This window comes from Pseudomonas ceruminis, from assembly GCF_021602025.1.
GTDB lineage: Bacteria > Pseudomonadota > Gammaproteobacteria > Pseudomonadales > Pseudomonadaceae > Aquipseudomonas > Aquipseudomonas ceruminis.
In genome coordinates this window covers 29,139-50,997 of sequence record NZ_BQHW01000032.1, presented here as the reverse complement: position 1 = coordinate 50,997, position 21,859 = coordinate 29,139, and the positions used below count along the sequence as shown (strand labels likewise).

The following is a 21,859-nucleotide window of genomic DNA, read 5'->3' as shown; positions in this document are numbered from 1 at the left end:
ACACCGCGCCCGTAGACCAGCCCTGGCGTCAGGCGGCCAAGGTCAACCGTGCTGGAAACACCCGCATTTTGCAGCCGCTCGGCATCAAAGGATTGCACAGTGATTGGAACCTTCTGCAAATCCTCGCTACGCCGTTGGGCAGTCACCGTCACCGTCTCAAGCGCCCCAGCCGACTGTGCTGCTTTTTTCGCGCGGTCTGGCTGCTCGTCATGGTCCTTGGCGTCGGCTGCCAGCGTGTGTGATGACACGACGGACAGCGCCGTGAGCAAGCTACAGAGCAAAATACCTCGATCAACTGAATAACTCATGATGCCCCCCAAAAATGACTTAACTGTTTTTGAAATACATGCCCTCGACCAGCCTGTGCTGGGCAAAGGCCAACAGACGCCAGGCGCCACCAAGGGCGTCTGGAGCGATCCGTCGATAGAGCCGAAGCTGCGAGAGAGGTAGGGCGTATCGCCAGTCGTGAACTGGCGTAGACAGGCCATTGGCATGGCACTCCACACCCGCCTTCTCGAGAGGTTCTGGGCAGTGCGCTCAGCGATTACGAACGGTCAAGGGATTTCCCCGACGTCTCGATACCCAGCGTGAGCATGGCGAACACAATCACCAACAAGCAGATGCCAACCACCGCCATCACGCCGACCACCCCGGCGGCGTTGAGTAGCGTCAGTAGCAGGAACGGCAGAAACACCAGCAATAGGCGAACGGTTGCCATCGAAAGCGCCGTGGCACGCGCTCTGACGTTCGTCGGGTACAACTCTGGCAGGTAGAGCCCCATGATCATGCTGCTCAGTACACCCAGGGCTACCTGAAGCAGGAACCCGACGCCGATCAAGGTATGGCCATCGGTAAAGGGAAATACTGCCGCCAGCAGCAAGGCAACAATGGCAGCCCCGATGATGCCTGCCTTCCTGCTTATGCGATCGGCAAAGAGTGTGCGGGCCAACCCGCCTATAGGAATACCCAAGGACATCATCAGGTTGTAGGCCAAGGTGTTCGAGATCGAGAGATGACGCTCAAGTAACAGTGTCGGCAACCAGGTGAGGAAGCCCGTTGTCGCGACATTGAAACAAACCGCTAACAGCACCCCCAGCACGAGGGGCCTGGCCAAGGCGCGGGTGAACAAGCGTTCGACCGGAGCACCACTGGGCCGCGCAGACGTGTCCGATGCCAGAATCGGTCCATCCTGTTCGACGCGCATCTGTGATAGCGCCTGCCGAGCGGCCTCATGCCGGCCACGGGTAGCCAGCCATCGGGGTGACTCCGGCAGCACTGCCGTCAAGAAGTACAAAACGATGCAGCCAGTACCGGGAATGATGAACATCCAATGCCAACCTCCCCACGGCAGCAACAGGTAACCGGCCAGCGCCGCGGCGAACAGAGAGGACGTGCTGATCACGCCGCTGATACCCGTCCAGCGTCCACGCACTGCCACCGGCAGCAGCTCGACCATCAGCGTCAAGCCGACCGCCGGAACTGCCGCCATCCCCAGGCTGGCGACGAAGCGGGCGACGATCAGCAGCTCCATCGTCGGCGCTGCGGCGCACGCCAGCGTACCAAGCCCCAACAAGAGCAACGCGCCGCGCAAGACCCTGAGGCGCCCGAATCGATCGGCGAGCGCGCCTGCAACCAGATTACTGATGACGCCGCCAAGCCCGGTGGCCGATAAAAACACAACGTTGAGTTCGCGCGTCGACCAACCGCTGGATAACAACGCTGCCGTCACGCTTCCAGAAAGCATGAGATCGAAGAAATCGAAAAAGACTGCCAACGCGATCAGCATCACGAACAACCGATGACGGCTATTGACTGGCGCACGGTCGATCACTGAAAGAGGGGCATTGGAAGCGGAGCTTCCCGGATCTAGGGGAACTGTGGTCATGAGTGCGCTCGCAAGGCGATCCTTACTGGAGATCGCAGAAGGGAAGATCAAGGATGGTGGCCGGTGCTTTCATCGCGCACCGGCTTCGGCAGCGCGCAACACACGCAGGACGTTCGCACCCCACAGCTTGGCGATGTCCGCTTCGCTGTAGCCGTGCTCACGCAGCGCCACGCTGACTTGCGGCGCCTGGTCTGCACGCGCCCAGCCTTCGATGCCTCCGCCCTGGTTGAAATCCGAGGCCAGGCTCACGTGATCGATGCCGATGAGCCGCACCGCATGATCGACTGCCCGGATGAGATCCTCCAACGTGGCAGGTTGGGTGACGGCGAGAATCTCCCGGTAGTAGGCGTTGCGTTGTTCCGTGGTCAGTCCCGTATAACCTTCCTTCAGCCCTCCGTAGGCCTGCGTGATAGTCTCGCGGGCCCGCACCTCATCCGGGCTCAGGTTGCGCAGATAGGGGCCGAACGCAACCATGCCGACGACGCCCCCCGCTTGGGCAATGGCAGTCAGCTCCTCGTCCGACAGGTTGCGTGGGTTATCAACCAGCGCGCGCACCCCGGAGTGGGACGCTATCACCGGCACGCGGCTGGCCTTGAGCACCTGAAAAAGCGCGTCACTGGACAGGTGCGATACATCGAGCAACAAGCCCAGGTCATTGGCCTGCGCAACCGCGGCCTGGCCCAGCGGCGACAAACCGCCATGCTGATTGGAGCGCTGGCTGAAAAGCGGCCGGGACGAGTCGGCAAACGCGTTGTTGCCAAGGTGGGCGAGGCCCAGCACGCGAACGCCGTCGCGGTAAAAACGCTCAATCGCGGCCAGATCCGTGCCGAGGGCATGTGTGCCCAGCAGCTCGATCATGATCGCCGTCTTGCCTTCGCCTGCGATGCGGACAAGTTCGTCAGAGGACAGGGCCAACGCTACTTTGTCGGGCTTGGTGGCACAGATCTGTTTGATTGCGTCGATTTTCGCATCAATTATTGCCAGGTCGGACGCCACGCCTGCGCCGCCTTCCCCGGGCACCACGTTCGCAGCGAGTATCACCGCGGCAACAGTGCCCGCGCGAAGCAAGTCCACGTCTATTGCAGTCCCTTCATCGATGGTTCCTTGCGTATCGACCACCAGCGGGTTGGGTACATCAGCGTGTCCATCGATGATGAATAGAGAAGTGTCGCGATAGTTACCAAGAGTCATATTCATTCGCTGCCTTTATTGCGAACACGCGTGTGGCTGAGCGTCCCTGGACCGTTCGCTGGTCACCCGCCTACAACAGGGCACCGCTAAAGAGCGGCCGTTTGCGATGGCGGGTTGTTCAGGGCTCAGCTGAAGAACTTATTAGCGGGGGCCGGTAGATCGATAATGTCGCGCAAGGTACTTCCCGGGTATTCGGTACGGAACAGGCCGCGGCGTTGGAGTTCTGGAATTACCTGGCTCGTGAACAATTGAAGGCTGGTGGGCATGACGGCCGGACCGATCAGAAAACCGTCGCAAGCCCCTGCGCTGTACCACGCCTGCATCTGGTCAGCGATCTGCAGCGCAGACCCTTGGAAGATTGGGCTGCCGAGGGTGCGTGAATAGCGCAGGTAGACATCACGAATACTTGGATGGCCGGTGCGGACCCATTCGTTGATGATCTTCCGTGGCGCACTGGCGCCCTCCATTTCCTCCGGCAGCTCCGGCATCGGGCCGTCGACGTCATACCCGGTAAGATCGGCGCAGACCAGTTTGGACAGATTTCCAAGTGCAACCGCTGGAGACGTCAGCGCATCGAGGGTGTCGCACAACTGCTGCGCCTGCTCAGGCGTCGCCCCTGGGTAGATAGACGCCGACATCAGCACTTTGAGGCTGTCTGCCGAGCGGCCATTACGAACCGCACGGGCCTTCAGATCGGCCGTAATGCGCTGTGCCTGTTGCAGGGTACCGGCCACGGCGAAGACACAATCTGCAGCGTGCGCAGCCAGTTCAAGCCCGGCCTCCGACTGCCCGGCATGGAACACCACCGGGCGCCCCTGCGGCGAACGGGCGACGTTCAGCGGCCCCTTCACCTGGAAATAGTCACCGGTATGGTCGAGCGGGCGTACCCGGTCAGCGTTGAGATAACGACCACTTTGTTTGTCATGCACAAAGGCGTCGTCTGCCCAGCTATCCCACAGCCCCAGCACCACGTCGACGAATTCGCGGGCCCTCTCATACCGCAGGCTCTTGGCAAGGTGCTGTTCGTTGCCAAAGTTGGGGGCGTCCCCTTCATTCGAGCCGGTAACGACGTTCCAGCCGGCCCGCCCTTTACTCAGATGGTCCAGCGAGGCGTAGCGACGTGCGACATGAAACGGCGCATCGTAGGTAGTGGAGGCCGTCGCCACCAACCCTATGCGAGTCGTGACCGACGACAGGGCAGACAGCAATGTGACCGGTTCGAACACGGCCGGCCTGGAACTGGGCGTCATGGCCTCGAAGAGTTCACGGTTCTGCATCTCGCGGACGCCACTGCCATCGGGCAGAAAGACCATGTCGATCTTGGCCTGTTCCGCCATTTGTGCGCACTCGACCAGTTGATCGAAGTTAAGCACCGTATTATCCCAGGCCTCGGGGTGTCGCCAGCCATTAAGATGCATACCCACATTGGTAAGTAACGTCATGATATGCATCATAGTGCCTGATTCCTTTCGTTAAACCGACCACATGGAAACGCTGAGAAATGCATGCACCCCTCCGTCAATGACAAACCTATATAAGCTCAACCGGCCAAACTATTTATTAAAATACACGGCACGCTTTAGCCAATAGTACGAACCCGCCGCCGCCCCCACGAGATCCACAATGGAATAAAACGAGTCATAAGCGGACATTTGCCAATCTCTCAGCTACAGCCCGCTATAGCGCACTTGGCGTGTTGTCTTGCCCGTCCAGCGCTTGAAGGCCCGCCGGAAGTTGGAGCCATCACTGAAGCCTACTTTTACTGCAATATCCTCTGTGCTCATCCTCGTCGTTTGCAGGTATTCCATTGCCAGACTCCCGCGAACATTATCCAGTATCGTTCCGTAGTCCGTACCTTCGGCCTCCAACTTTCTGCGAAGGGTCCGCGTGGTAATTTGCATACTCGAAGCAATCTGTTCCATGGTCGGAAAGTGCCCGGGGGTCAACATGAGCATGTGATGCACCTCCCCTGTTACACCCGAGTAAGCCTTGGTTTGACGGATCAAACGATCACACGCCTCCTGTAATAAGACGTGCGTGAGCCCATTCGCGAACTGAGGGGCATGGGACAGCACCGATTGCGGGTAATGAAGCTCGGTAGCAGGGCAATCGAATACACACTCGCAACCTAAGCATTGTTCATACGTGGCTTTATCACCCGCGTCAGAAAATGCGAACAGGGCCTTGATCGGCCGACAGCCTTCGCCCGCTGTCTCCGTGAGGTGGGCCATCTGCTGAGCCATTTGCTGGCGAATCAGAAACTCTCGCGTCCGCTGGGTGATCATGTGGCCGTAGGTGTCGAAAAATACCCAAACGGCCACCTCCGCCTCTTCCCGCCAATAGAACCGCACGGCGGGCGTTGCCAATGCTTGATACTTCACGGCGAAATTGAAAAAGTCGCGCAGTGTTGCGCTGCACATCAAGCCGTGCCCATAGACGCCGTAAGCTGACAGCGGCAGATGCCCGCCCATCTGGAAGGCGGTTGAGATATGTGCGCAGGCGCCAAGCACATTATCGCAGGCCTCGATGTACTGACTGAGGGACGTCAATGTACTCGAATCATGCATCTGACTGGCATCAAGCTGCGTGCCCAACAAAACGGTATCCTGGGTGATACCTTGTCCTGCGGCCGCCTCGACCAGGGCTGCAATTTTATAGGGCGCAAATAATTTTTGCTTCCAGAAGACTTGAATTTTTGGAGGCATTGCCAATTACTCTTGTGAGCAGCCCGTACGGACTGAAACTGCCCAATAAATATTGCAAGCCGGAGAATAAGTCCTTGTTGTGGTCGTTATAGAAAACGCTTGCGCTTGAGACACGGGGACTACTAACTATTCAAAGGGACCGTTACGTGAACTTGCTAGTAGGAAAGTGATAGTAACGGGGACCCGAAGCGCACTCAAGATTTTTCAGTCACCTGGTTATATCGATGTTTTATATTATTATTTCCGTGTGGGCCTGCAGTTAACGCATTAATACTACACGGTAGACAGGCTGCTGTTTTCGAACGGAAGAGCCCCGTTAACTTTGGCGCAACGTGGAATTACCGTGTAGTTTATCGGGATAATAATATTTTCATGGCTGGCCAACCTGGATATCGGCTGCCATTGAGCTGCGCTGTGGTAACCCATTGCGCAGATTATTACGAAGCTTCTGGGGTGGATTCGAGGTCTTCAGAGGATAAGAAAGAGTCATAATCGGACACCTTCGATGATGCCCAACGGCAACGTGCGCTGGGCACATGGACCGCTCATAGCTGCTGGAAGCGCATAAACGACAAAGCCCGCAACCGTTGCCGGTTGCGGGCTTTGCCTTACTGCGTATGGTGGGTCGTGTAGGATTCGAACCTACGACCAATTGGTTAAAAGCCAACTGCTCTACCAACTGAGCTAACGACCCGTTGGATGGCGCGTATAATACTGATTTCTAACGAGAAATCAACACCCCATCAACACTTTTTTTCAAAAATAACGTGTTGGGTCATCGACCCCGGCGGCTTTGAAGCCGTCCGCGCGCAAGCGGCAGCTGTCGCATTTGCCGCAGGCACGGCCTTGATCATCGGCCTGGTAGCAAGAAACAGTCAGGCTGTAATCCACGCCGCGGGCCATACCCGCCTGCACGATCTGCGCCTTGCTCATGTTCTGCAATGGCGCCTGGATGCGAAAGCCCTGCCCTTCGACACCCGCCTTGGTCGCCAGGTTGGCCATACGCTCGAAGGCTTCGACGAACTCAGGGCGGCAATCCGGGTAGCCGGAATAGTCCACGGCGTTGACACCAATAAAGATGTCACGTGCTTCCAACACTTCTGCCCAGCCCAGGGCCAAGGACAGGAACACGGTATTGCGGGCGGGCACATAGGTCACCGGGATGCCCTCGCCCGGGGTTTGCGGTACATCGATGCTGCTGTCGGTCAGGGCAGAGCCGCCAATGCCATCGAGGTTAAGGCCGATCACCTTGTGCTCAACCGCCCCGAGGTCGCGGGCGACACGCGCCGCTGCGTTCAACTCGGCCCGATGGCGCTGGCCGTAGTCGAAACTCATGGTGTAGCAGCTGTAGCCTTCGGCCTTGGCCATGGCTACCACGGTGGCTGAGTCAAGGCCGCCAGACAGCAGGATTACCGCGCGTTTTTCAGTCATGTGCTTTCACTCTCAATCATCGTCCGGGTTCGTCGTTCCATAGCAGCTTGTGTAGCTGCAACTGGAAACGCACAGGCAGGTTGTCGGCAACGATCCAGTCGGCCAGCTCGCTGGCACTCACCTGGTGGTGGCTTGGCGAGAACAACACCTCACCAGCACGCTCGGCCAGGTTGTACTGGATCAGCTTGGACACTGCCCAGTCATAGTCTTCGCGAGAGCAGATGACGAACTTGACCTGGTCGTTGCGAGTCAGGTGCTCGATGTTTGCGTAAAGATTACGATGGGACTCTTCGGACCCAGGGGTCTTGAGGTCTACCACACGGCTGACGCGGACATCCGTGCCTGAAATGTCCAGGGCGCCACCGGTTTCCAGCGACACCTCATAGCCGGCGTCGCACAGGCGCTGCAACAGCGGCAAGGCATTAGGCTGGGCCAACGGCTCGCCGCCGGTGACGCAGACATAACGCGGCTTGAAGCTGGCAACCTGCTCCATGATCGAATCGAGGGTACGGACGGTGCCGCCACTGAAGGCGTAGGCACTGTCACAGTACTGGCAGCGCAAGGGGCAACCGGTGAGGCGCACGAATACCGTGGGCAGCCCAGCCGTTCGCGTTTCACCCTGCAACGAGTAAAAGACTTCGGTGATGCGTAATGTGTCTTGCATGATCGCCACGGGCGTGACAGCTAAACAGGCTGTCCGCCTCCGTCAGGCACTGTCGCGGACTCGACATGGCGTTATCCGCAGCAGCGTGTTTACGAAAAAAGGGCAGTGATTCTAACGAAAAAACCCGCGACTGGCGCGGGTTTCTTTCGAACGGTGTACGTTAGAGCTTCTGCAGGTCGCGTTGCGCCAGTTGCGCGGCAGAGGTGCCGGGATACTGGGTGATCACCTGCTGCAGGATGCCCTTGACCTTGTCGGTATGGCCCATGCGGCGCTCGACGTCAGCCAGCTTGTACAGCGAATCTGGCACCTTGCTGTGTTTCGGGTACTTCTGGCTGACCTGTGCGAAGGCCTGGCTGGCGCCTTGCAGGTCACCCTTGGCCAGGTTCACCTCGCCCAGCCAGTACTGGGCGTTGCCGGCGTACTGGCTGTTGGGGTACTTGCGCAGGAAGGCGTTGAACGCCTGGCTGGCCTTGTCGAAGTCCTTCTGCTTGATCAGGTCGAAAGCGGCATCGTAATAGAGCTTCTCTTTCGCCGGATCACCCGGCTCGCTGTTGGCGGCGGGTTGTTGCGCAGCAGCGCCAGCGGCGGCTGCTGCTGCACCGGCGGGGGCACTGGGTGCACCACCGGTGGAGGAATTGTCGGGGGTCGCGGCGGGCGCGCCACCACTGTTGATGCGACGGTCCAGATCCTGGTAACGCTCCAGGTTTTCCTGCTTCATGCGGGCGACATCATTCTGCAACTCTTCGATGATGCCTTGCTGGCGGGAGATCTGGTCCTGCATCTGTTGCAACTGCATGAACAACTGACCCTGTGCAGAGGCAGGGGCCGAAGCCCCTGCCCCGGCATAGGCGCCGCTCGTGCCATAACCCGAAGGTGGGTAAGCACCTGCGTTGTCATCTACTACAGGAACCGCAGCCCACGCCGAAAGCGGAAGGCTGAGTGCGAGGACGGTTACAGCACGACGGCACATACGCATGAGAACTTACTTACGCAGTTCTACGCGACGGTTCTGAGCCCAGGACTGCTCGTCGTTGCCGGTGGCAACTGGACGCTCTTCGCCGTAGGAGACCAGTTCCAGCTGAGCAGGGGAAACGCCCTGCAGAACCAGGTAACGTTGAACAGCCTTGGCACGACGCTCACCCAGAGCCATGTTGTACTCGCGGGTGCCGCGCTCGTCGGTGTTACCTTCCAGAACAACGCGGTTGCCGTTGGCTTTCAGGTCCTTGGCGTGAACGTCCAGAGCGCGCATGGCTTCTGGCTTCAGGTCCGAGCTGTCGTATTCGAAGTAGAAGGTGGTGATTGCGCGCAGGGCGGCTTCTTCGCTCAGGGAGCCGTCGACAGCACCCGTGTTGGCACCGTAGCCAGCGTTAGGATCAACAGCGCCTTCACCAGCGTTGTCACCGCCCTTGGAGGAGCAACCTACAGCTACGGCCATGGCCAGAGCCAGCGCCGCAAATTTACCAAACTTCAGCATTTCCATCGTGAAACTCCTAATGAAACCCCAGTGTGTTAAGCAAAAGTATTACGCCGCAATCAGTTCAGGTAAGGGGACCAGGACGGTTCTCTGACTTCGCCTTGAGCGGTAGGAAGTGGGAGCCTCACGCGGCCATTAAGCGACACGAGCATCAAGACTCCCCGGCCCTGCTGGCGGGTGGCGTAGATTAGCATGGTGCCGTTTGGCGCAACAGTGGGAGACTCATCAAGACTTGTTTCCGTGAGAATCTTTACACTTCCGCGTTGCAAGTCCTGAGCGGCCACCTTGAAGTTGGTGAAGCCCTGCTGGCGATGAATCATCACCAAGGTCTTTTCGTCAGCCGACAGTTTAGGGTTGGCGTTGTAGTTACCCACGAACGTTACACGCTCGGCACTGCCACCACTGACCGACTGTTTGTAGATCTGCGGCTTGCCGCCACGGTCGGAGGTGAAGTACAGGGTGTTGCCATCCTTGCCCCAGAACGGCTCGGTGTTGATGCCGGGGCCGGCAGTGACGCGGCTGATCTGGCGCGAGGCCACGTTCATCACGTAAATGTCCGGGTTACCGTCTTTGGACAACACGAACGCCAGGCGCGAACCGTCCGGCGACCAGGCTGGTGCGCCGTTCAGGCCCTCGAAGTTGGTGACCTGCTCGCGGCGACCGGTGTCGATGTGCTGGATGAAGATGCGTGGACGCTTCTGCTCGAACGATACATAGGCGATACGCTTGCCATCCGGCGCGAAGCGTGGCGACAGGATCGGCTCACGCGATTGCAGCAGGGTCACTGCACGCGCACCGTCGTAGTCCGAGCGCTGCAGGGTGTAACGGGTATTGTTGGTCGAGAAGCGCTCGGCGGTCACGTACAGCATGCGCGTGGAAAACGCCCCCTTGATGCCGGTGAGTTTCTCGAACGATTGGTCGGCGATGTAGTGCGACATGTCGCGCAGTTGATCGACGCTGCCGGCAACGCTGCCGGTCAGCACTTGCTGCTCGGTGGCGACGTTGAACAGCGCGTACTGCACCTGCAGGCGGCCGCCGGAAGGCACGATGCTGCCTACCATCACGTACTGGGCGCCCAGGGCTTTCCAGTCACGGAAGATCACTTCGCTGGCCTGGGTTGGCTGGCTGATCATGTTCTGCCGTGGGATGGGCGAGTAATAGCCGGAGTTGCGCAGGTCGTTGCCGATGATGTCGGCCATGTCTTCCGGCAGCACACTGCCACCCTGCAGACCGAACGGCACTACCGCGATGGGTGTGGCCCGATCGCTGCCGCTGGTGACCAGGATGTTCTTTTCCTCTGCCATGGCCATGCCTGCCACGCAGCACAGCATGACCAGCAGTCCTCGAAGGAGTTTAATCACAACGCTAGATCCTCAGGTGTAAATGTCATCTTGAACGAACGGTACGGATTGAACTCGTTCGGCTTCAAGCCCTGCATTTCGGTCAATCGACCAATGTTCTTCACCGCTGCCACCGCCGAACTGTCGAACGGGCCGTCGCCACTGGAGCGCGACACACTGACGTTGGTAATGGTGCCATCCGGCAGCATGTTGATCTGCAGGACTACCGTCATGCCCTTGCGCGCGGAAGGCGGTCGTGCCCAGCCTTCGGCCGCGCGCATACGGATCAGGTCGTCGAAATCGCCGGCCACCTGGTCACCCTGCTCGTCGGCCAGGGCCTGCTGCCGCTCGGTGGTGTCGGACAGCAGCTCGGCCAGGGCCTGAGCTTTCTTGTCTTCCGCCGACTTGCGGGCCGCTTCCTGTGCCTTCTTCTTCTGGGCGTCTGCCGCAGCCTTTTTCTTGGCCTCTTCAGCTGCCTTCTTCTTCGCATCCTCGGCTGCCGCTTTCTTCTTGGCGTCCTCGGCTGCTTTCTTCTTCGCCTCTTCGGCTGCCTTTTTCTTGGCGTCCTCGGCGGCTTGTTTCTTGGCTTCTTCCTCGGCCTGCTTCTTGGCCTCTTCCTCAGCCTTCTTCTTGGCGATGTCGGCCTGCTGCTTCTCGGCGGCCTTCTTCGCCTCATCGGCCTTCTTGGCCTCAGCGGCTTTCTTGGCTTCGGCGGCCTTCGCGGCGTCCTCGGCTTTCTTGGCCTCGGCGGCTTCGCGAGCTTCCTCGGCCTTTTGAGCGGCGTCGGCTTTCTTTTGTTCCGCGGCCTTGATGGCTTCCTGCTCGACCTTCTTCTGTTCCAGCTGCTCGACTTCAGTCTGGCGCGAGGCGGTTTTCTTCGCTTCCCCGGCAATCTTCTGATTGGTCTGGGTAGTCGCCTGGCTCTTGGACTTGAGCTGATACAGCGTAGCCTGAACGATCGGCTTGGAAGGCGGCAGCTCTGGCGTCATGGCAAAACTGACGAACAGCAGCGCGAACACCAGCACATGCAGGCCGATGGCCCAGACACTGGGCCAGAAGTAGCTTTCCGAGGCGGATGGCTCTCGCTGTTGCATCAGGGCGCCTCGGTAATCAGGCCAACGTTACCGACACCGGCCTTCTGCAACCCGCCCATGGCACCCATGACCGCGCCGTAGTCGACGGCCTTGTCGCCACGAATGAAGACCTGGGTCTGCTTGCCCTGGTCCCGACCGGCGGCAATGATCTTGGTCACCGCGTTGGTCATCTCGGGCAAGGTCATGGCCTTGTCCATTTGCTTGTCGGTATCGACTTCGCTGCCGAGGTTCCAGTAGTAGGTCTTGTCGGCCTTGATGGAGATGGTGAGGATCTGGACGTTGTTGTCCTGCGGCAAGGCCTCGCTGGAAACCTTGGGCAGGTCGACCTTCACGCCCTGGTTGAGCATGGGGGCCGTCACCATGAAGATGACCAGCAGCACCAGCATCACGTCGATGTAGGGCACCACGTTCATCTCGGCGACCGGCTTGCGTTTGTGGCGAACTCGGGCCATGGGCTTCTACCTGATTACTCTTCGCTGGTGTGCACTTTGCGGTGCAGGATCGCCTGGAACTCGTCGGCGAAGGTGTAATAACGACCGATCAGCACTTCGCTGCGCGCAGCGAAACGGTTGTAGGCGATCACCGCAGGGATTGCCGCGAACAGGCCGATTGCAGTGGCGACCAGTGCCTCGGCGATGCCCGGCGCCACAGTGGCCAAGGTGGCCTGCTGAGCGCTGGCCAGGCCGCGGAAGGAGTTCATGATGCCCCAGACGGTACCGAACAGGCCGATGTACGGGCTGGTCGAACCGACGGTGGCAAGGAACGGCAGACTCTGCTCGAGCTTTTCTTCTTCGCGCGAGATGGCTACGCGCATGGCACGGCCTACGCCTTCCATGACCGCATCCGGGTCCACCCCCGGCTGCTGGCGCAGACGCGAGAATTCCTTGAAGCCGGCACGGAAGACCTGCTCCACGCCGGAATCCGGATCAGGGTTGCTGCCAGCCTGGCGATACAGTTTGGACAGGTCGATACCCGACCAGAAACGCTCCTCGAAGGCATCCAGCGCACGACGACCGGCGCGCAGCATGGTGCTGCGCTGGAAGATCATGATCCATGAAGTGACCGAGGCGGCCACCAGGGTCAGCATTACCAGCTGTACCACCACGCTGGCATTACTGACCAGACTCCACATGGAGGTATGGTCGACGACGTTAGCTTCCACGCTTATTCTCCTGCATTCGATTGAGTACCCGAGCCGTCCGCCACAAAGGCGTCGCGCAGCTCCGGGGGTATGGCTCGGGGTTTGAAAGTGTCGGCGCGCACGGCGGCCACCAGGAACTGCCCTTCGCAGAGCAGCGTTTCATCCTTTTCCCGCCAGACCTGCTGTACGAAACGCAGGCTGGCGCGATTGAGTTCAAGTACTTGCGCGGTCACCCGCAGTTCATCGTCCAGCCGCGCCGGCGCGTGATAACGCGCTTCGCTGGAGTGGACCACGAACAACAGGTTCTCCCCCGCCAACTGCTGCTGGGAAAACCCCAGGTGCCGCAGGCGCTCGGTACGCGCACGCTCCATGAATTTCAGGTAATTGACGTAATACACCACGCCACCGGCATCGGTATCTTCGTAATAGACGCGACAACGGTGTGCGAACGGTTCCAGGCCATTTTGCGCGCGCATACTCTAGTGCTTACTCCTCAGCTTGCCAATCCGGGGCGGCAACTGTTTTTCAATCATTAATGTCGTATTGCCAGCGCACCAGGGGCATGCCAGCGGTAGGACCACGAAAAGCGGGTTTCGATCTGTCATTCATCGCCTGCCTCGGAAAAATCTGCCCCCTCGCCCAGGCGCCCTGGCACATTCAGGCCAAAGTGCAGGTAGGCGTGGCGGGTTACCACTCGGCCACGTGGCGTACGCATGATGTAGCCCTGCTGGATCAGGTAGGGTTCCAGCACGTCCTCGATGGTGTGACGTTCCTCGCTGATGGCCGCCGCCAGGTTGTCCACCCCCACCGGGCCGCCATCGAATTTCTCGATCATGGTCAGCAGCAGGCGGCGGTCAGAGTGGTCGAAACCGCGCTCATCGACGTCCAGCAAGTTGAGCGCCATGTCGGCGACAGCCTTGGTGATCTGCCCCTTGCCACGCACCTCGGCGTAGTCACGTACCCGCCGCAACAGGCGATTGGCGATACGCGGGGTGCCACGGGCACGGCGGGCGATCTCGTAGGCACCCTGGTCCTCGATGACCAGCCCCAGAATATGAGCGGAACGGCTGACGATGGTCGCCAGGTCCTTGTCGCTGTAGAACTCCAGGCGCTGGACAATACCGAAACGGTCACGCAGCGGATTGGTCAGCATGCCTGCGCGGGTGGTCGCCCCCACCAGGGTGAAAGGAGGCAGATCGAGCTTGATGGAACGGGCTGCAGGCCCCTCGCCGATCATGATATCGAGCTGAAAGTCCTCCATGGCTGGGTACAGCACCTCTTCGACGACCGGGGAAAGCCGGTGGATTTCGTCGATGAACAACACGTCATGCGGTTCAAGGTTGGTCAGCATGGCGGCCAGATCGCCCGGCCGCTCGAGGATAGGCCCCGAGGTGCTCTTGACCGACACGCCCATTTCCTGGGCGATGATGTTGGCCAGGGTGGTCTTGCCCAAGCCAGGTGGGCCAAAGATCAGTGTGTGGTCGAGCGACTCGTTGCGACCGCGGGCGGCCTGAATGAACAGCGCCATCTGCTCGCGCACCACCGGCTGGCCGATGTATTCGTCCAGGCGCAGCGGGCGGATCGCACGGTCCTGGACTTCTTCACGGTCGCGGCCACTGGCGGCGATCAGGCGGTCGGCTTCGATCACTTGGTAATCATCCCTTTGAGGCTGCGGCGGATCAGCTCTTCACTGCTCAAGCCGGCCTTGTCCTTGATAGCGGACACCGCCTTGCTCGCCTCCTGCGGCTTGTAGCCCAGGGATACCAGGGCGCTGACGGCATCGGCTTCGGCCGTGGAGGTACTGCTGACCGGTACAGGTCCGTCGGAGACCAAGGTGAACATCGCAGGCGAGGTTTCCCAGGCCTTGAAGCGGTCCTTGAGCTCGACCAGCAAGCGTTCGGCGGTCTTCTTGCCAACACCCGGCACGCGCACCAGGGCCGAGGTGTCCTGGGCCTGCACGCAGCGCACCAGCTCGTCAGCCTCCAGGCCCGACATCAAGGCCAGCGCCAGCTTGGGCCCGACGCCATTGAGACGAATGAGCTCGCGGAACAGCTCGCGCTCGCGCTTTTCATGGAAACCGTAAAGCAGGTGGGCGTCTTCGCGCACCACAAGGTGGGTATGCACGGTAACCGTTTCGCCGACCTTGGGCAGGCGATACAGGGTCGTCATGGGGACTTCAAGCTCATAGCCTACGCCGTTGACGTCAATAACCAGGTGCGGCGGCTGTTTTTCCGCCAGGGTGCCGCGCAAACGTCCAATCACGTTCCGTTCCTTCCTCTCGGGGAGCCGATCAAAGACCGCTCAACCCTATCAGCAAATGCAACGGGTGAACGATTCACCCGGACAAAATGTGTATCAGCGCATGAAGCGCCTACAGACGCAAGCGCCCGCCGCGCCGCCGTGCCGTAGACAGGCCATGGGGCACCAGGCTGGAGCGGGTATGGGCATGGCACAGGGCGATGGCCAGGGCATCGGAGGCGTCGATCTGCGGCTTCTGGGTCAATTTGAGCAGGTGCATGACCATCAGCATCACCTGCTCCTTGTTGGCCCCACCCGTACCAGCCACCGCTTGCTTGACCTGGCTGGCACTGTATTCGGCGATTTCCAGACCAGCCTCGGCGGCAGCGACGATCGCCGCGCCGCGGGCCTGGCCGAGCTTTAGCGCAGAATCGGCATTTCGCGCCATGAACACGCGTTCGATGCCCATGGTGACGGGGCCATGCTGGGCAATGACTTCACTGACACCGCGAAAAACAATCTGCAGGCGCTCATGCAACTCGCCACTGCCGGTACGGATACAACCCGACGCCACATACTCGCAACCACGGGCGGTCTGGCGAACCACACCGTAACCGGTGATTCGCGAGCCGGGGTCGATACCAAGAATCAGAGTCATAACGCCTGTCGTATAAAGGGATGCGTGATTGCAAACTGTACCGGCCCTTTCGCGGGACAAGCCCGCCCCCACAAGCTCCCTGACATTGGCAGGAGAGCGGCGGGAGCGGGCTTGTCCCGCGAGAGGGCCGGTACAGACGCTGAACAACTCACAGGCCTGGCTGGAACCGCCAGAACACCTTAGCCGAGTTTTTCCATGATCTCGTCGGAAATCTGCGCATTGGAATAGACGTTCTGCACGTCATCCAGGTCCTCGAGCATGTCAATCAGCTTGAGCACCTTCTCTGCGCCCTCCTGGTCCAGCTCGGCGCTGGTGGTGGGCTGCATGACGATTTCCGCGTCATCGGCCTTGAAGCCTGCCTCTTCCAGCGCATTACGCACGGCATAGAAGCTGTTGAACGAAGTAAAGACGTCGAACGAGCCGTCGTCATTGCTCACCACGTCATCGGCATCGGCCTCCATGGCGGCTTCCATCAACGCATCTTCATCGACACCCGGGGCGAAACTGATCTGCCCCTTGCGCTCGAACAGGTAGGCCACTGAGCCATCGGTACCGAGGTTGCCACCACACTTGGTGAAGGCATGACGCACGGCAGCGGCTGTACGGTTACGGTTATCGGTCATGGCCTCGACCATGATCGCCACGCCGCCTGGGCCGTAACCCTCATAGCTGAGCTCTTCGACGTTGTCGCTTTCATTGGTGCCGGCACCCCGGGCCACGGCGCGATCGATGATATCGCGGCTCATGTTGGCACCCAGGGCCTTGTCCAGTGCCAGGCGCAAGCGCGGGTTGGAGGCCGGATCGCCACCCCCTTGCTTGGCGGCAACCGTCAGCTCACGGATCCACTTGGTGAAGATCTTGCCTCTCTTGGCATCCTGGCGCTCTTTGCGGTGCTTGATGTTCGCCCACTTGGAATGACCAGCCATAACGACTCCAAATCCTTGAAACACAAACAGTTACGCCCCAAACGGGGCGCAACGACAAAAAATCCTGCGCCGAAACGCGAAGGCGCATCCATGTGGATGCGCCCGGGGTCCGCTTACTCGACCTTGGTCTGTTCGCGCAGACGGATGTGCAGCTCGCGCAGGGCCTTGGCATCGACCAGGCCTGGGGCCTGGGTCATGACGCACGCGGCACTCTGGGTTTTCGGGAAGGCGATAACTTCACGAATCGACTGGGCGCCGGTCATCAGCATGACCAGACGGTCCAGGCCGAAGGCCAGGCCACCGTGGGGTGGTGCGCCGAACTTCAAGGCATCCAGCAGGAAGCCGAACTTCTCTTCCTGTTCCGCCGCCTCGATACCCAACAGGCGGAACACCGCCTGTTGCATCTCCTTGCGGTGGATACGGATCGAACCGCCACCCAGCTCGGTGCCGTTGAGGACCATGTCGTAGGCGCGCGACAACGCACCCGCCGGGTTGGCCTCGAGTTCTTCCGGGGTGCACTTCGGTGCGGTGAACGGGTGGTGCAGCGCCGTGAAGCTGCCGTCGTCGTTTTCTTCGAACATCGGGAAGTCGACGACCCACATCGGTGCCCACTCGCAGGTCAGCAGCTCGAAGTCGTGGCCCAGGCGAATACGCAGCGCGCCCAGGGCTTCACTGACGATCTTGGCTTTGTCGGCACCGAAGAACACGATGTCACCGTCGACCGCACCCACGCGATCAAGGATCACATTGAGGTTGGCCTCCGGGATGTTCTTGACGATCGGCGACTGCAGGCCCTCGACGCCCTTGGCGCGCTCATTGACCTTGATGTACGCCAGGCCCTTGGCACCGTAGATGCCGACGAACTTGGTGTACTCGTCAATCTTGCTGCGCGGCATGCTGGCGCCGCCTGGCAAACGCAGTGCGGTGACACGGCATTTCGGGTCGTTGGCCGGGCCGGCGAAGACCTTGAAATCGACATCCTTGAGCTGATCGGCCACGTCGACCAGTTCCAGCGGGATACGCAGGTCTGGCTTGTCGGAACCGTAACGGCGCATGGCCTCTTCGAAGGTCATGTGCGGGAATTCGCCGAACTCCAGGTCCAGCACTTCCTTGAACAGCTTGCGGATCATGCTTTCGGTCAGGCCCATGATCTCTGATTCATCGAGGAAACTGGTCTCGATGTCGATCTGGGTGAATTCCGGCTGGCGGTCGGCACGCAGGTCTTCGTCACGGAAGCACTTGGCGATCTGGTAGTAGCGATCGAAGCCGGCCACCATCAGCAGCTGCTTGAACAACTGGGGCGACTGCGGCAGGGCGAAGAAGCTGCCTGCGTGGGTGCGGCTAGGCACCAGGTAGTCGCGTGCGCCTTCCGGGGTGGCACGGGTGAGGATCGGCGTTTCGACGTCGAGGAAGCCGTTCTCGTCCAGGAAGCGACGGATGCTGCTGGTGATGCGCGAACGCAGGCGCAGCTTGTCGGCCATTTCCGGGCGACGCAGGTCGATGAAGCGATAACGCAGGCGCGTTTCTTCGCCCACGTCGGAGTATTCGTTCAGGGGGAACGGTGGGGTTTCAGCTTCGTTAAGCACGTTCAGCTGGTAACCGAGGATTTCGATGGCACCGGAGGCCATGTTGGCATTTACAGCGCCATCAGGGCGCTTGCGCACCTTGCCGGTAATCTGCACAACGTATTCGCTGCGCACGCGGTCGGCAGCGGCGAAAGTTTCGGCGCGATCCGGGTCGAACACGACCTGGGCCATGCCTTCGCGGTCACGGATGTCGAGGAAGATCACCCCGCCGTGGTCGCGGCGACGATGGACCCAGCCGCAAAGGGTGACTTCCTGGCCGTCCAGGCTCTCGTTCAGTTGGCCGCAATAATGGCTGCGCATCATGATGGTGGTTCGCTTCTCGTGATTCGTGTATTCGGTGGAGGCCTTGGCCACCCCGGGAGGGGTTAATACTGCAAGACCCGGCTACTGCAATTCAACTCAGTCGGCCTTGTCGCCGCCGGCCAGATTCTTTTTCGCCCCGGTCTTGAAGTCGGTTTCGTACCAGCCGTTGCCGCTCAAGCGAAAGCCGGGCACCGACAGCAGTTTCTTCAATGCCGGCGCTTGGCAAGCCGGACAGTCGGTCAGTGGGGCGGCGCTGATCTTTTGCAGCACCTCCATCTGATGATTGCAGGAAGCACATTGATAGTCATAAAGGGGCATGGACGTCTCTCGTCAACCACAACGCTGGCTGCCAGGGCAGCAAAAAGCGGGATTATATATGGTTAACAAGCACTGCGCAGCCCGCCCGGCGATCAGCGTACACTTGGCGGATCAAGCAGCCAGGCCACACAGATTACCCGAATCAGCCCGCTAAAGTTGCGTACACCGCCCTGGCGAAGATGCACTTCACGGTCCACATAGGACAGCACTGCACTCACTGAGCACTGGTTGGCCCGAGCGATGCGCTCGAGGATACCCCAATACACTGCCTCCAGGCGCAGACAGGTGGAAAAACCGTTGAGCCGGACCGAACGCGACACTGGCTGAATCTGCAGCATGTCGAAATCCGCCTTGAACGGATCGATCCATTGTTTGCCCGGCCAGCGCCCGTGACCGCACTCTCGCTTGTTCGCCTGCACCTTGCCTTCCACCCGTCGCCTCCACCGCCAAGGGCCTCCCGATGCCCCCATAAAGCCTGTGCATGGCGGCGCGCAACAGCGGCAAAGCCTTCCCGCAGAAACCAAAAAGCCCGGTCGCGCTGGACGCGACCGGGCTTTTGCAACGATCTGACACAACAGGCCGCTATTTGCCGTCCAACAGCACGCGCAACATCCAGGCGGTCTTTTCATGCACCTGCATGCGCTGGGTCAGCAGGTCGGCAGTCGGCTCGTCACTGACTTTGTCCACTACCGGGAAAATGCTGCGCGCAGTCCGCACCACCGCCTCCTGCCCCTGCACCAACTGGCGAATCATTTCGTCCGCTGCAGGCACACCCTCCTCCTCCTTGATCGAAGAGTGGCGCGCATAAAAGGCGTAGGAGCCCGGTGCAGGAAAGCCCAGCGCGCGAATTCGCTCGGCAATCGAGTCGACCGCGAGCGCCAGCTCGTTGTACTGCTCCTCGAACATCAGGTGCAGGGTACGGAACGACGGGCCGGTCACGTTCCAATGAAAGTTGTGGGTTTTCAGATACAGCACGTAGGTATCCGACAACAGGCGGGAAAGCCCCTCGACGATGGACTTGCGATCTTCCTCACTGATACCGATATCGATTGCCATGAAGTTCCCCTTTTCCATATGGCTTGATGATCAAGCGGGCCTGACACACTGTATCAACTCTTTGTGCAACGCGCCTATGACCCGAGGCAACACATCACCGCCAAGCGCCTTCGGTTTGAGAAGGCCCCGCCTTTGCTGTTAAATAGGCACCGTGCCACCCGTGCGGACTGTTATTGCCGGGTGCATAGGCTGGCCCACACGTGTTCGCGCTTTACACCTCATGCGCACCGTGCTGCCAGCTCTTCCTGCGACCGGCCTTATCAACTGTGAGCCAACCCATGTTCAAGATCGTCCACCTGGTGACGGGCGCTGCGGCATTGCTGCTATCGCTCATACCCAGCCTGAAAACCGATGCAACACCCTTCCTGCAGCAACCCGACGCGGTCTACCTGGCCCTGCTCGGCCTGCTCAACCTGCTGCTCGCCCCGGTTGTGCCACTGTATTACAGAGGCACCCGCCAACAGCTACAACACCTGGCCTGCGCGCTACTGGTGGTGGCGGTGGTCCTGCAAACGCTGACCCTGCTGGCCCGCCCAGAAATGGGCAACCTGGCTGCGCTGGTCTGCGCAGCGCTCGCTGTGGTCCTGCACCTGGCCGTCGGCTTTGCCCGCACCGGCCGTAAAGCCCGCGCCAACCAGAGCGCATCCCTGGACGCCGGCAAGCGCGATACCGGTACCGTCAAGTGGTTCAATACGTCCAAGGGCTTTGGTTTCATCTCCCGTGATTCGGGCGACGATATCTTTGTCCATTTCCGTGCCATACGCGGCGAAGGCCACCGCATCCTCGTCGAAGGCCAGCGTGTGGAGTTCTCGGTAATGCATCGTGACAAAGGCCTGCAGGCCGAAGACGTGGTCGCGGTCACCCGCCGTTGATCCACCCGGCCCCGGGGCACCCGGGGCTGCTTCTGCTCAGTAATGAGGCGGCGGCGCCTCCTCCCCCTCGCTGCCATATTGGCCGACCATCTCTTCATAACGCTTGATCAATTCAGCCATCTGCAGCTGCAGACGCTCGATGACCCGCCCCTGCTCGACCACCACATCATTCAGCGCCTGCAGGGCGTCATCCTGGAATGCCTGGCGGGTTTCCAACTCGACAATGCGCGACTCGGCAGACATCTCAGACCTCCTGATAACCATCGAGGCCTAGCGCACGCAAACGCCGGCCAATAGCCTCGACCTGTTCCTGCGTATATTCGAGTGCAGCCACCTTGCCCCAGACCGGCGCCGGCCACGCAGCATCAACACGCCGACGAACGATGACATGCATGTGCAGTTGGCTGACCACATTACCCAGCGTGGCAATGTTCATCTTGTCTGCTGCAAACTCATCTTTGAGCGCTTCGGCCAGGCTAGTGGTTTCCTTCCACAGTTGCGCCTGGTCTTGGGGGCTCAAGTCGAATACCTCGCTCACACCTGCACGCTTGGGCACCAGGATGAACCACGGGTAATTGGCATCCTTGCTCAACAACAGGCGGCACAGCGGAAAATCCCCAAGGACCTGGCAATCCTGCTGCAAACGCGAATCCATCTCAAACAATGCAAACCTCCAACATCAAAACGGTCCCGCCGCACGCGGAAACATTGCCCAAGGATACCGTTCTTCGTCAGTGCCGGCATCAACCGCTGCCCAGTCTCACACTTAAGTTGCTGAACACCAGGCATGCACAGGGGCGGTAACACAGCGCTACTTTTCGCACCAAAATGAGGCCGCAAACGAGCGCACCACTACGCTTTTACTCACATTGACGACTGAGGATGAACAGTTGCCGGTAACACCTTGACTTTTATGGCAGCTTTTAAGTTTTCAACAGGCATTTCCCCGCGCCTCCCTCCAGTGCCCGCCCAGCCCG

General features: G+C 60.0%; 24 protein-coding genes, 1 tRNA gene and 1 pseudogene. 1 reads left to right on the top strand and 25 read right to left on the bottom strand.

Annotated elements, in window-relative coordinates:
• From L6D80_RS26320 to L6D80_RS26210, 23 genes and pseudogenes are all read right to left on the bottom strand, one after another.
• Positions 1-308 (bottom strand): annotated as a pseudogene (locus L6D80_RS26320) (hypothetical protein); the annotation flags it as partial.
• A gap of 236 nt (positions 309-544) precedes the next feature.
• Positions 545-1,885, bottom strand: a complete 1,341-nt coding sequence (locus L6D80_RS26315) for an MFS transporter (protein ID WP_082422850.1) — start codon at positions 1,883-1,885, stop codon at positions 545-547.
• A 69-nt stretch (positions 1,886-1,954) separates the two neighbouring features.
• Complete coding sequence (locus L6D80_RS26310; protein ID WP_176515726.1) at positions 1,955-3,082, bottom strand: dipeptidase; 1,128 nt, start codon at positions 3,080-3,082, stop codon at positions 1,955-1,957.
• Between the two features lie 119 nt (positions 3,083-3,201).
• Positions 3,202-4,530, bottom strand: a complete 1,329-nt coding sequence (locus tag L6D80_RS26305) for an LLM class flavin-dependent oxidoreductase (RefSeq protein WP_054902631.1) — start codon at positions 4,528-4,530, stop codon at positions 3,202-3,204.
• A gap of 213 nt (positions 4,531-4,743) precedes the next feature.
• Positions 4,744-5,781 carry an AraC family transcriptional regulator gene (locus tag L6D80_RS26300; RefSeq protein ID WP_054902632.1) on the bottom strand — a complete coding sequence of 346 codons (1,038 nt, stop codon included), beginning with the start codon at positions 5,779-5,781 and terminating at the stop codon, positions 4,744-4,746.
• A gap of 618 nt (positions 5,782-6,399) precedes the next feature.
• Positions 6,400-6,475 (bottom strand) — tRNA-Lys (locus L6D80_RS26295).
• A 62-nt stretch (positions 6,476-6,537) separates the two neighbouring features.
• Complete coding sequence (gene queC, locus L6D80_RS26290) at positions 6,538-7,212, bottom strand: 7-cyano-7-deazaguanine synthase QueC (RefSeq protein WP_054902633.1); 675 nt, start codon at positions 7,210-7,212, stop codon at positions 6,538-6,540.
• A gap of 16 nt (positions 7,213-7,228) precedes the next feature.
• Positions 7,229-7,876 (bottom strand): 7-carboxy-7-deazaguanine synthase QueE, encoded by a 648-nt coding sequence (queE, locus tag L6D80_RS26285; RefSeq protein WP_176515728.1) that lies wholly within the window; start codon positions 7,874-7,876, stop codon positions 7,229-7,231.
• Between the two features lie 160 nt (positions 7,877-8,036).
• A complete protein-coding gene (ybgF, locus tag L6D80_RS26280) occupies positions 8,037-8,852 on the bottom strand; it encodes a tol-pal system protein YbgF (protein ID WP_176515730.1) in 816 nt (271 codons plus the stop codon).
• Positions 8,853-8,858: 6 nt separating this feature from the next.
• Positions 8,859-9,356, bottom strand: coding sequence for a peptidoglycan-associated lipoprotein Pal (gene pal, locus L6D80_RS26275; RefSeq protein WP_023381906.1), 498 nt, complete (start codon positions 9,354-9,356; stop codon positions 8,859-8,861).
• 53 nt (positions 9,357-9,409) lie between these two features.
• On the bottom strand, positions 9,410-10,681 hold the full coding sequence (gene tolB, locus L6D80_RS26270) for a Tol-Pal system beta propeller repeat protein TolB (protein ID WP_054902635.1): 1,272 nt from the start codon (positions 10,679-10,681) through the stop codon (positions 9,410-9,412).
• Positions 10,682-10,707: 26 nt separating this feature from the next.
• Entirely contained in the window at positions 10,708-11,784 is a 1,077-nt protein-coding gene (gene tolA, locus L6D80_RS26265) for a cell envelope integrity protein TolA (protein WP_054902636.1), read from the bottom strand.
• Positions 11,784-12,236, bottom strand: coding sequence for a protein TolR (gene tolR, locus L6D80_RS26260; RefSeq protein ID WP_054890995.1), 453 nt, complete (start codon positions 12,234-12,236; stop codon positions 11,784-11,786). The genes tolA and tolR overlap by 1 nt, the downstream gene beginning before the upstream one ends.
• A gap of 14 nt (positions 12,237-12,250) precedes the next feature.
• Complete coding sequence (tolQ, locus tag L6D80_RS26255; RefSeq protein WP_054902637.1) at positions 12,251-12,946, bottom strand: protein TolQ; 696 nt, start codon at positions 12,944-12,946, stop codon at positions 12,251-12,253.
• Between the two features lie 2 nt (positions 12,947-12,948).
• Positions 12,949-13,401: a tol-pal system-associated acyl-CoA thioesterase gene (gene ybgC, locus L6D80_RS26250; RefSeq protein WP_054902638.1), complete on the bottom strand. Its 453-nt coding sequence runs from the start codon at positions 13,399-13,401 to the stop codon at positions 12,949-12,951.
• A gap of 125 nt (positions 13,402-13,526) precedes the next feature.
• Positions 13,527-14,573 (bottom strand): Holliday junction branch migration DNA helicase RuvB, encoded by a 1,047-nt coding sequence (ruvB, locus tag L6D80_RS26245; protein WP_054902639.1) that lies wholly within the window; start codon positions 14,571-14,573, stop codon positions 13,527-13,529.
• Positions 14,570-15,187: a Holliday junction branch migration protein RuvA gene (gene ruvA / locus L6D80_RS26240; protein ID WP_054902640.1), complete on the bottom strand. Its 618-nt coding sequence runs from the start codon at positions 15,185-15,187 to the stop codon at positions 14,570-14,572. The genes ruvB and ruvA overlap by 4 nt, the downstream gene beginning before the upstream one ends.
• Before the next feature lie 109 nt (positions 15,188-15,296).
• Positions 15,297-15,821 carry a crossover junction endodeoxyribonuclease RuvC gene (gene ruvC, locus L6D80_RS26235; protein ID WP_054902641.1) on the bottom strand — a complete coding sequence of 175 codons (525 nt, stop codon included), beginning with the start codon at positions 15,819-15,821 and terminating at the stop codon, positions 15,297-15,299.
• Between the two features lie 179 nt (positions 15,822-16,000).
• A complete protein-coding gene (locus L6D80_RS26230) occupies positions 16,001-16,747 on the bottom strand; it encodes a YebC/PmpR family DNA-binding transcriptional regulator (protein ID WP_054902642.1) in 747 nt (248 codons plus the stop codon).
• A gap of 113 nt (positions 16,748-16,860) precedes the next feature.
• Positions 16,861-18,636, bottom strand: coding sequence for an aspartate--tRNA ligase (gene aspS, locus L6D80_RS26225; RefSeq protein WP_054902660.1), 1,776 nt, complete (start codon positions 18,634-18,636; stop codon positions 16,861-16,863).
• 96 nt (positions 18,637-18,732) lie between these two features.
• Positions 18,733-18,954, bottom strand: coding sequence for an FmdB family zinc ribbon protein (locus L6D80_RS26220; protein WP_054902643.1), 222 nt, complete (start codon positions 18,952-18,954; stop codon positions 18,733-18,735).
• Between the two features lie 92 nt (positions 18,955-19,046).
• Positions 19,047-19,292: a ribbon-helix-helix domain-containing protein gene (locus tag L6D80_RS26215; protein WP_223849236.1), complete on the bottom strand. Its 246-nt coding sequence runs from the start codon at positions 19,290-19,292 to the stop codon at positions 19,047-19,049.
• Between the two features lie 244 nt (positions 19,293-19,536).
• Positions 19,537-20,010, bottom strand: a complete 474-nt coding sequence (locus L6D80_RS26210) for a Dps family protein (RefSeq protein ID WP_023381917.1) — start codon at positions 20,008-20,010, stop codon at positions 19,537-19,539.
• A gap of 278 nt (positions 20,011-20,288) precedes the next feature.
• On the opposite strand from L6D80_RS26210, the gene L6D80_RS30135 reads away from it, so the two are divergent.
• Complete coding sequence (locus L6D80_RS30135) at positions 20,289-20,882, top strand: cold-shock protein (protein WP_054902645.1); 594 nt, start codon at positions 20,289-20,291, stop codon at positions 20,880-20,882.
• 36 nt (positions 20,883-20,918) lie between these two features.
• Here the strand turns inward: L6D80_RS30135 and L6D80_RS26200 are convergent, their stop codons facing one another.
• Positions 20,919-21,125: a SlyX family protein gene (locus L6D80_RS26200; protein WP_054902646.1), complete on the bottom strand. Its 207-nt coding sequence runs from the start codon at positions 21,123-21,125 to the stop codon at positions 20,919-20,921.
• A 1-nt stretch (position 21,126) separates the two neighbouring features.
• On the bottom strand, positions 21,127-21,546 hold the full coding sequence (locus tag L6D80_RS26195) for an HIT family protein (protein ID WP_176515734.1): 420 nt from the start codon (positions 21,544-21,546) through the stop codon (positions 21,127-21,129).
• Positions 21,547-21,859 lie beyond the last annotated feature (313 nt).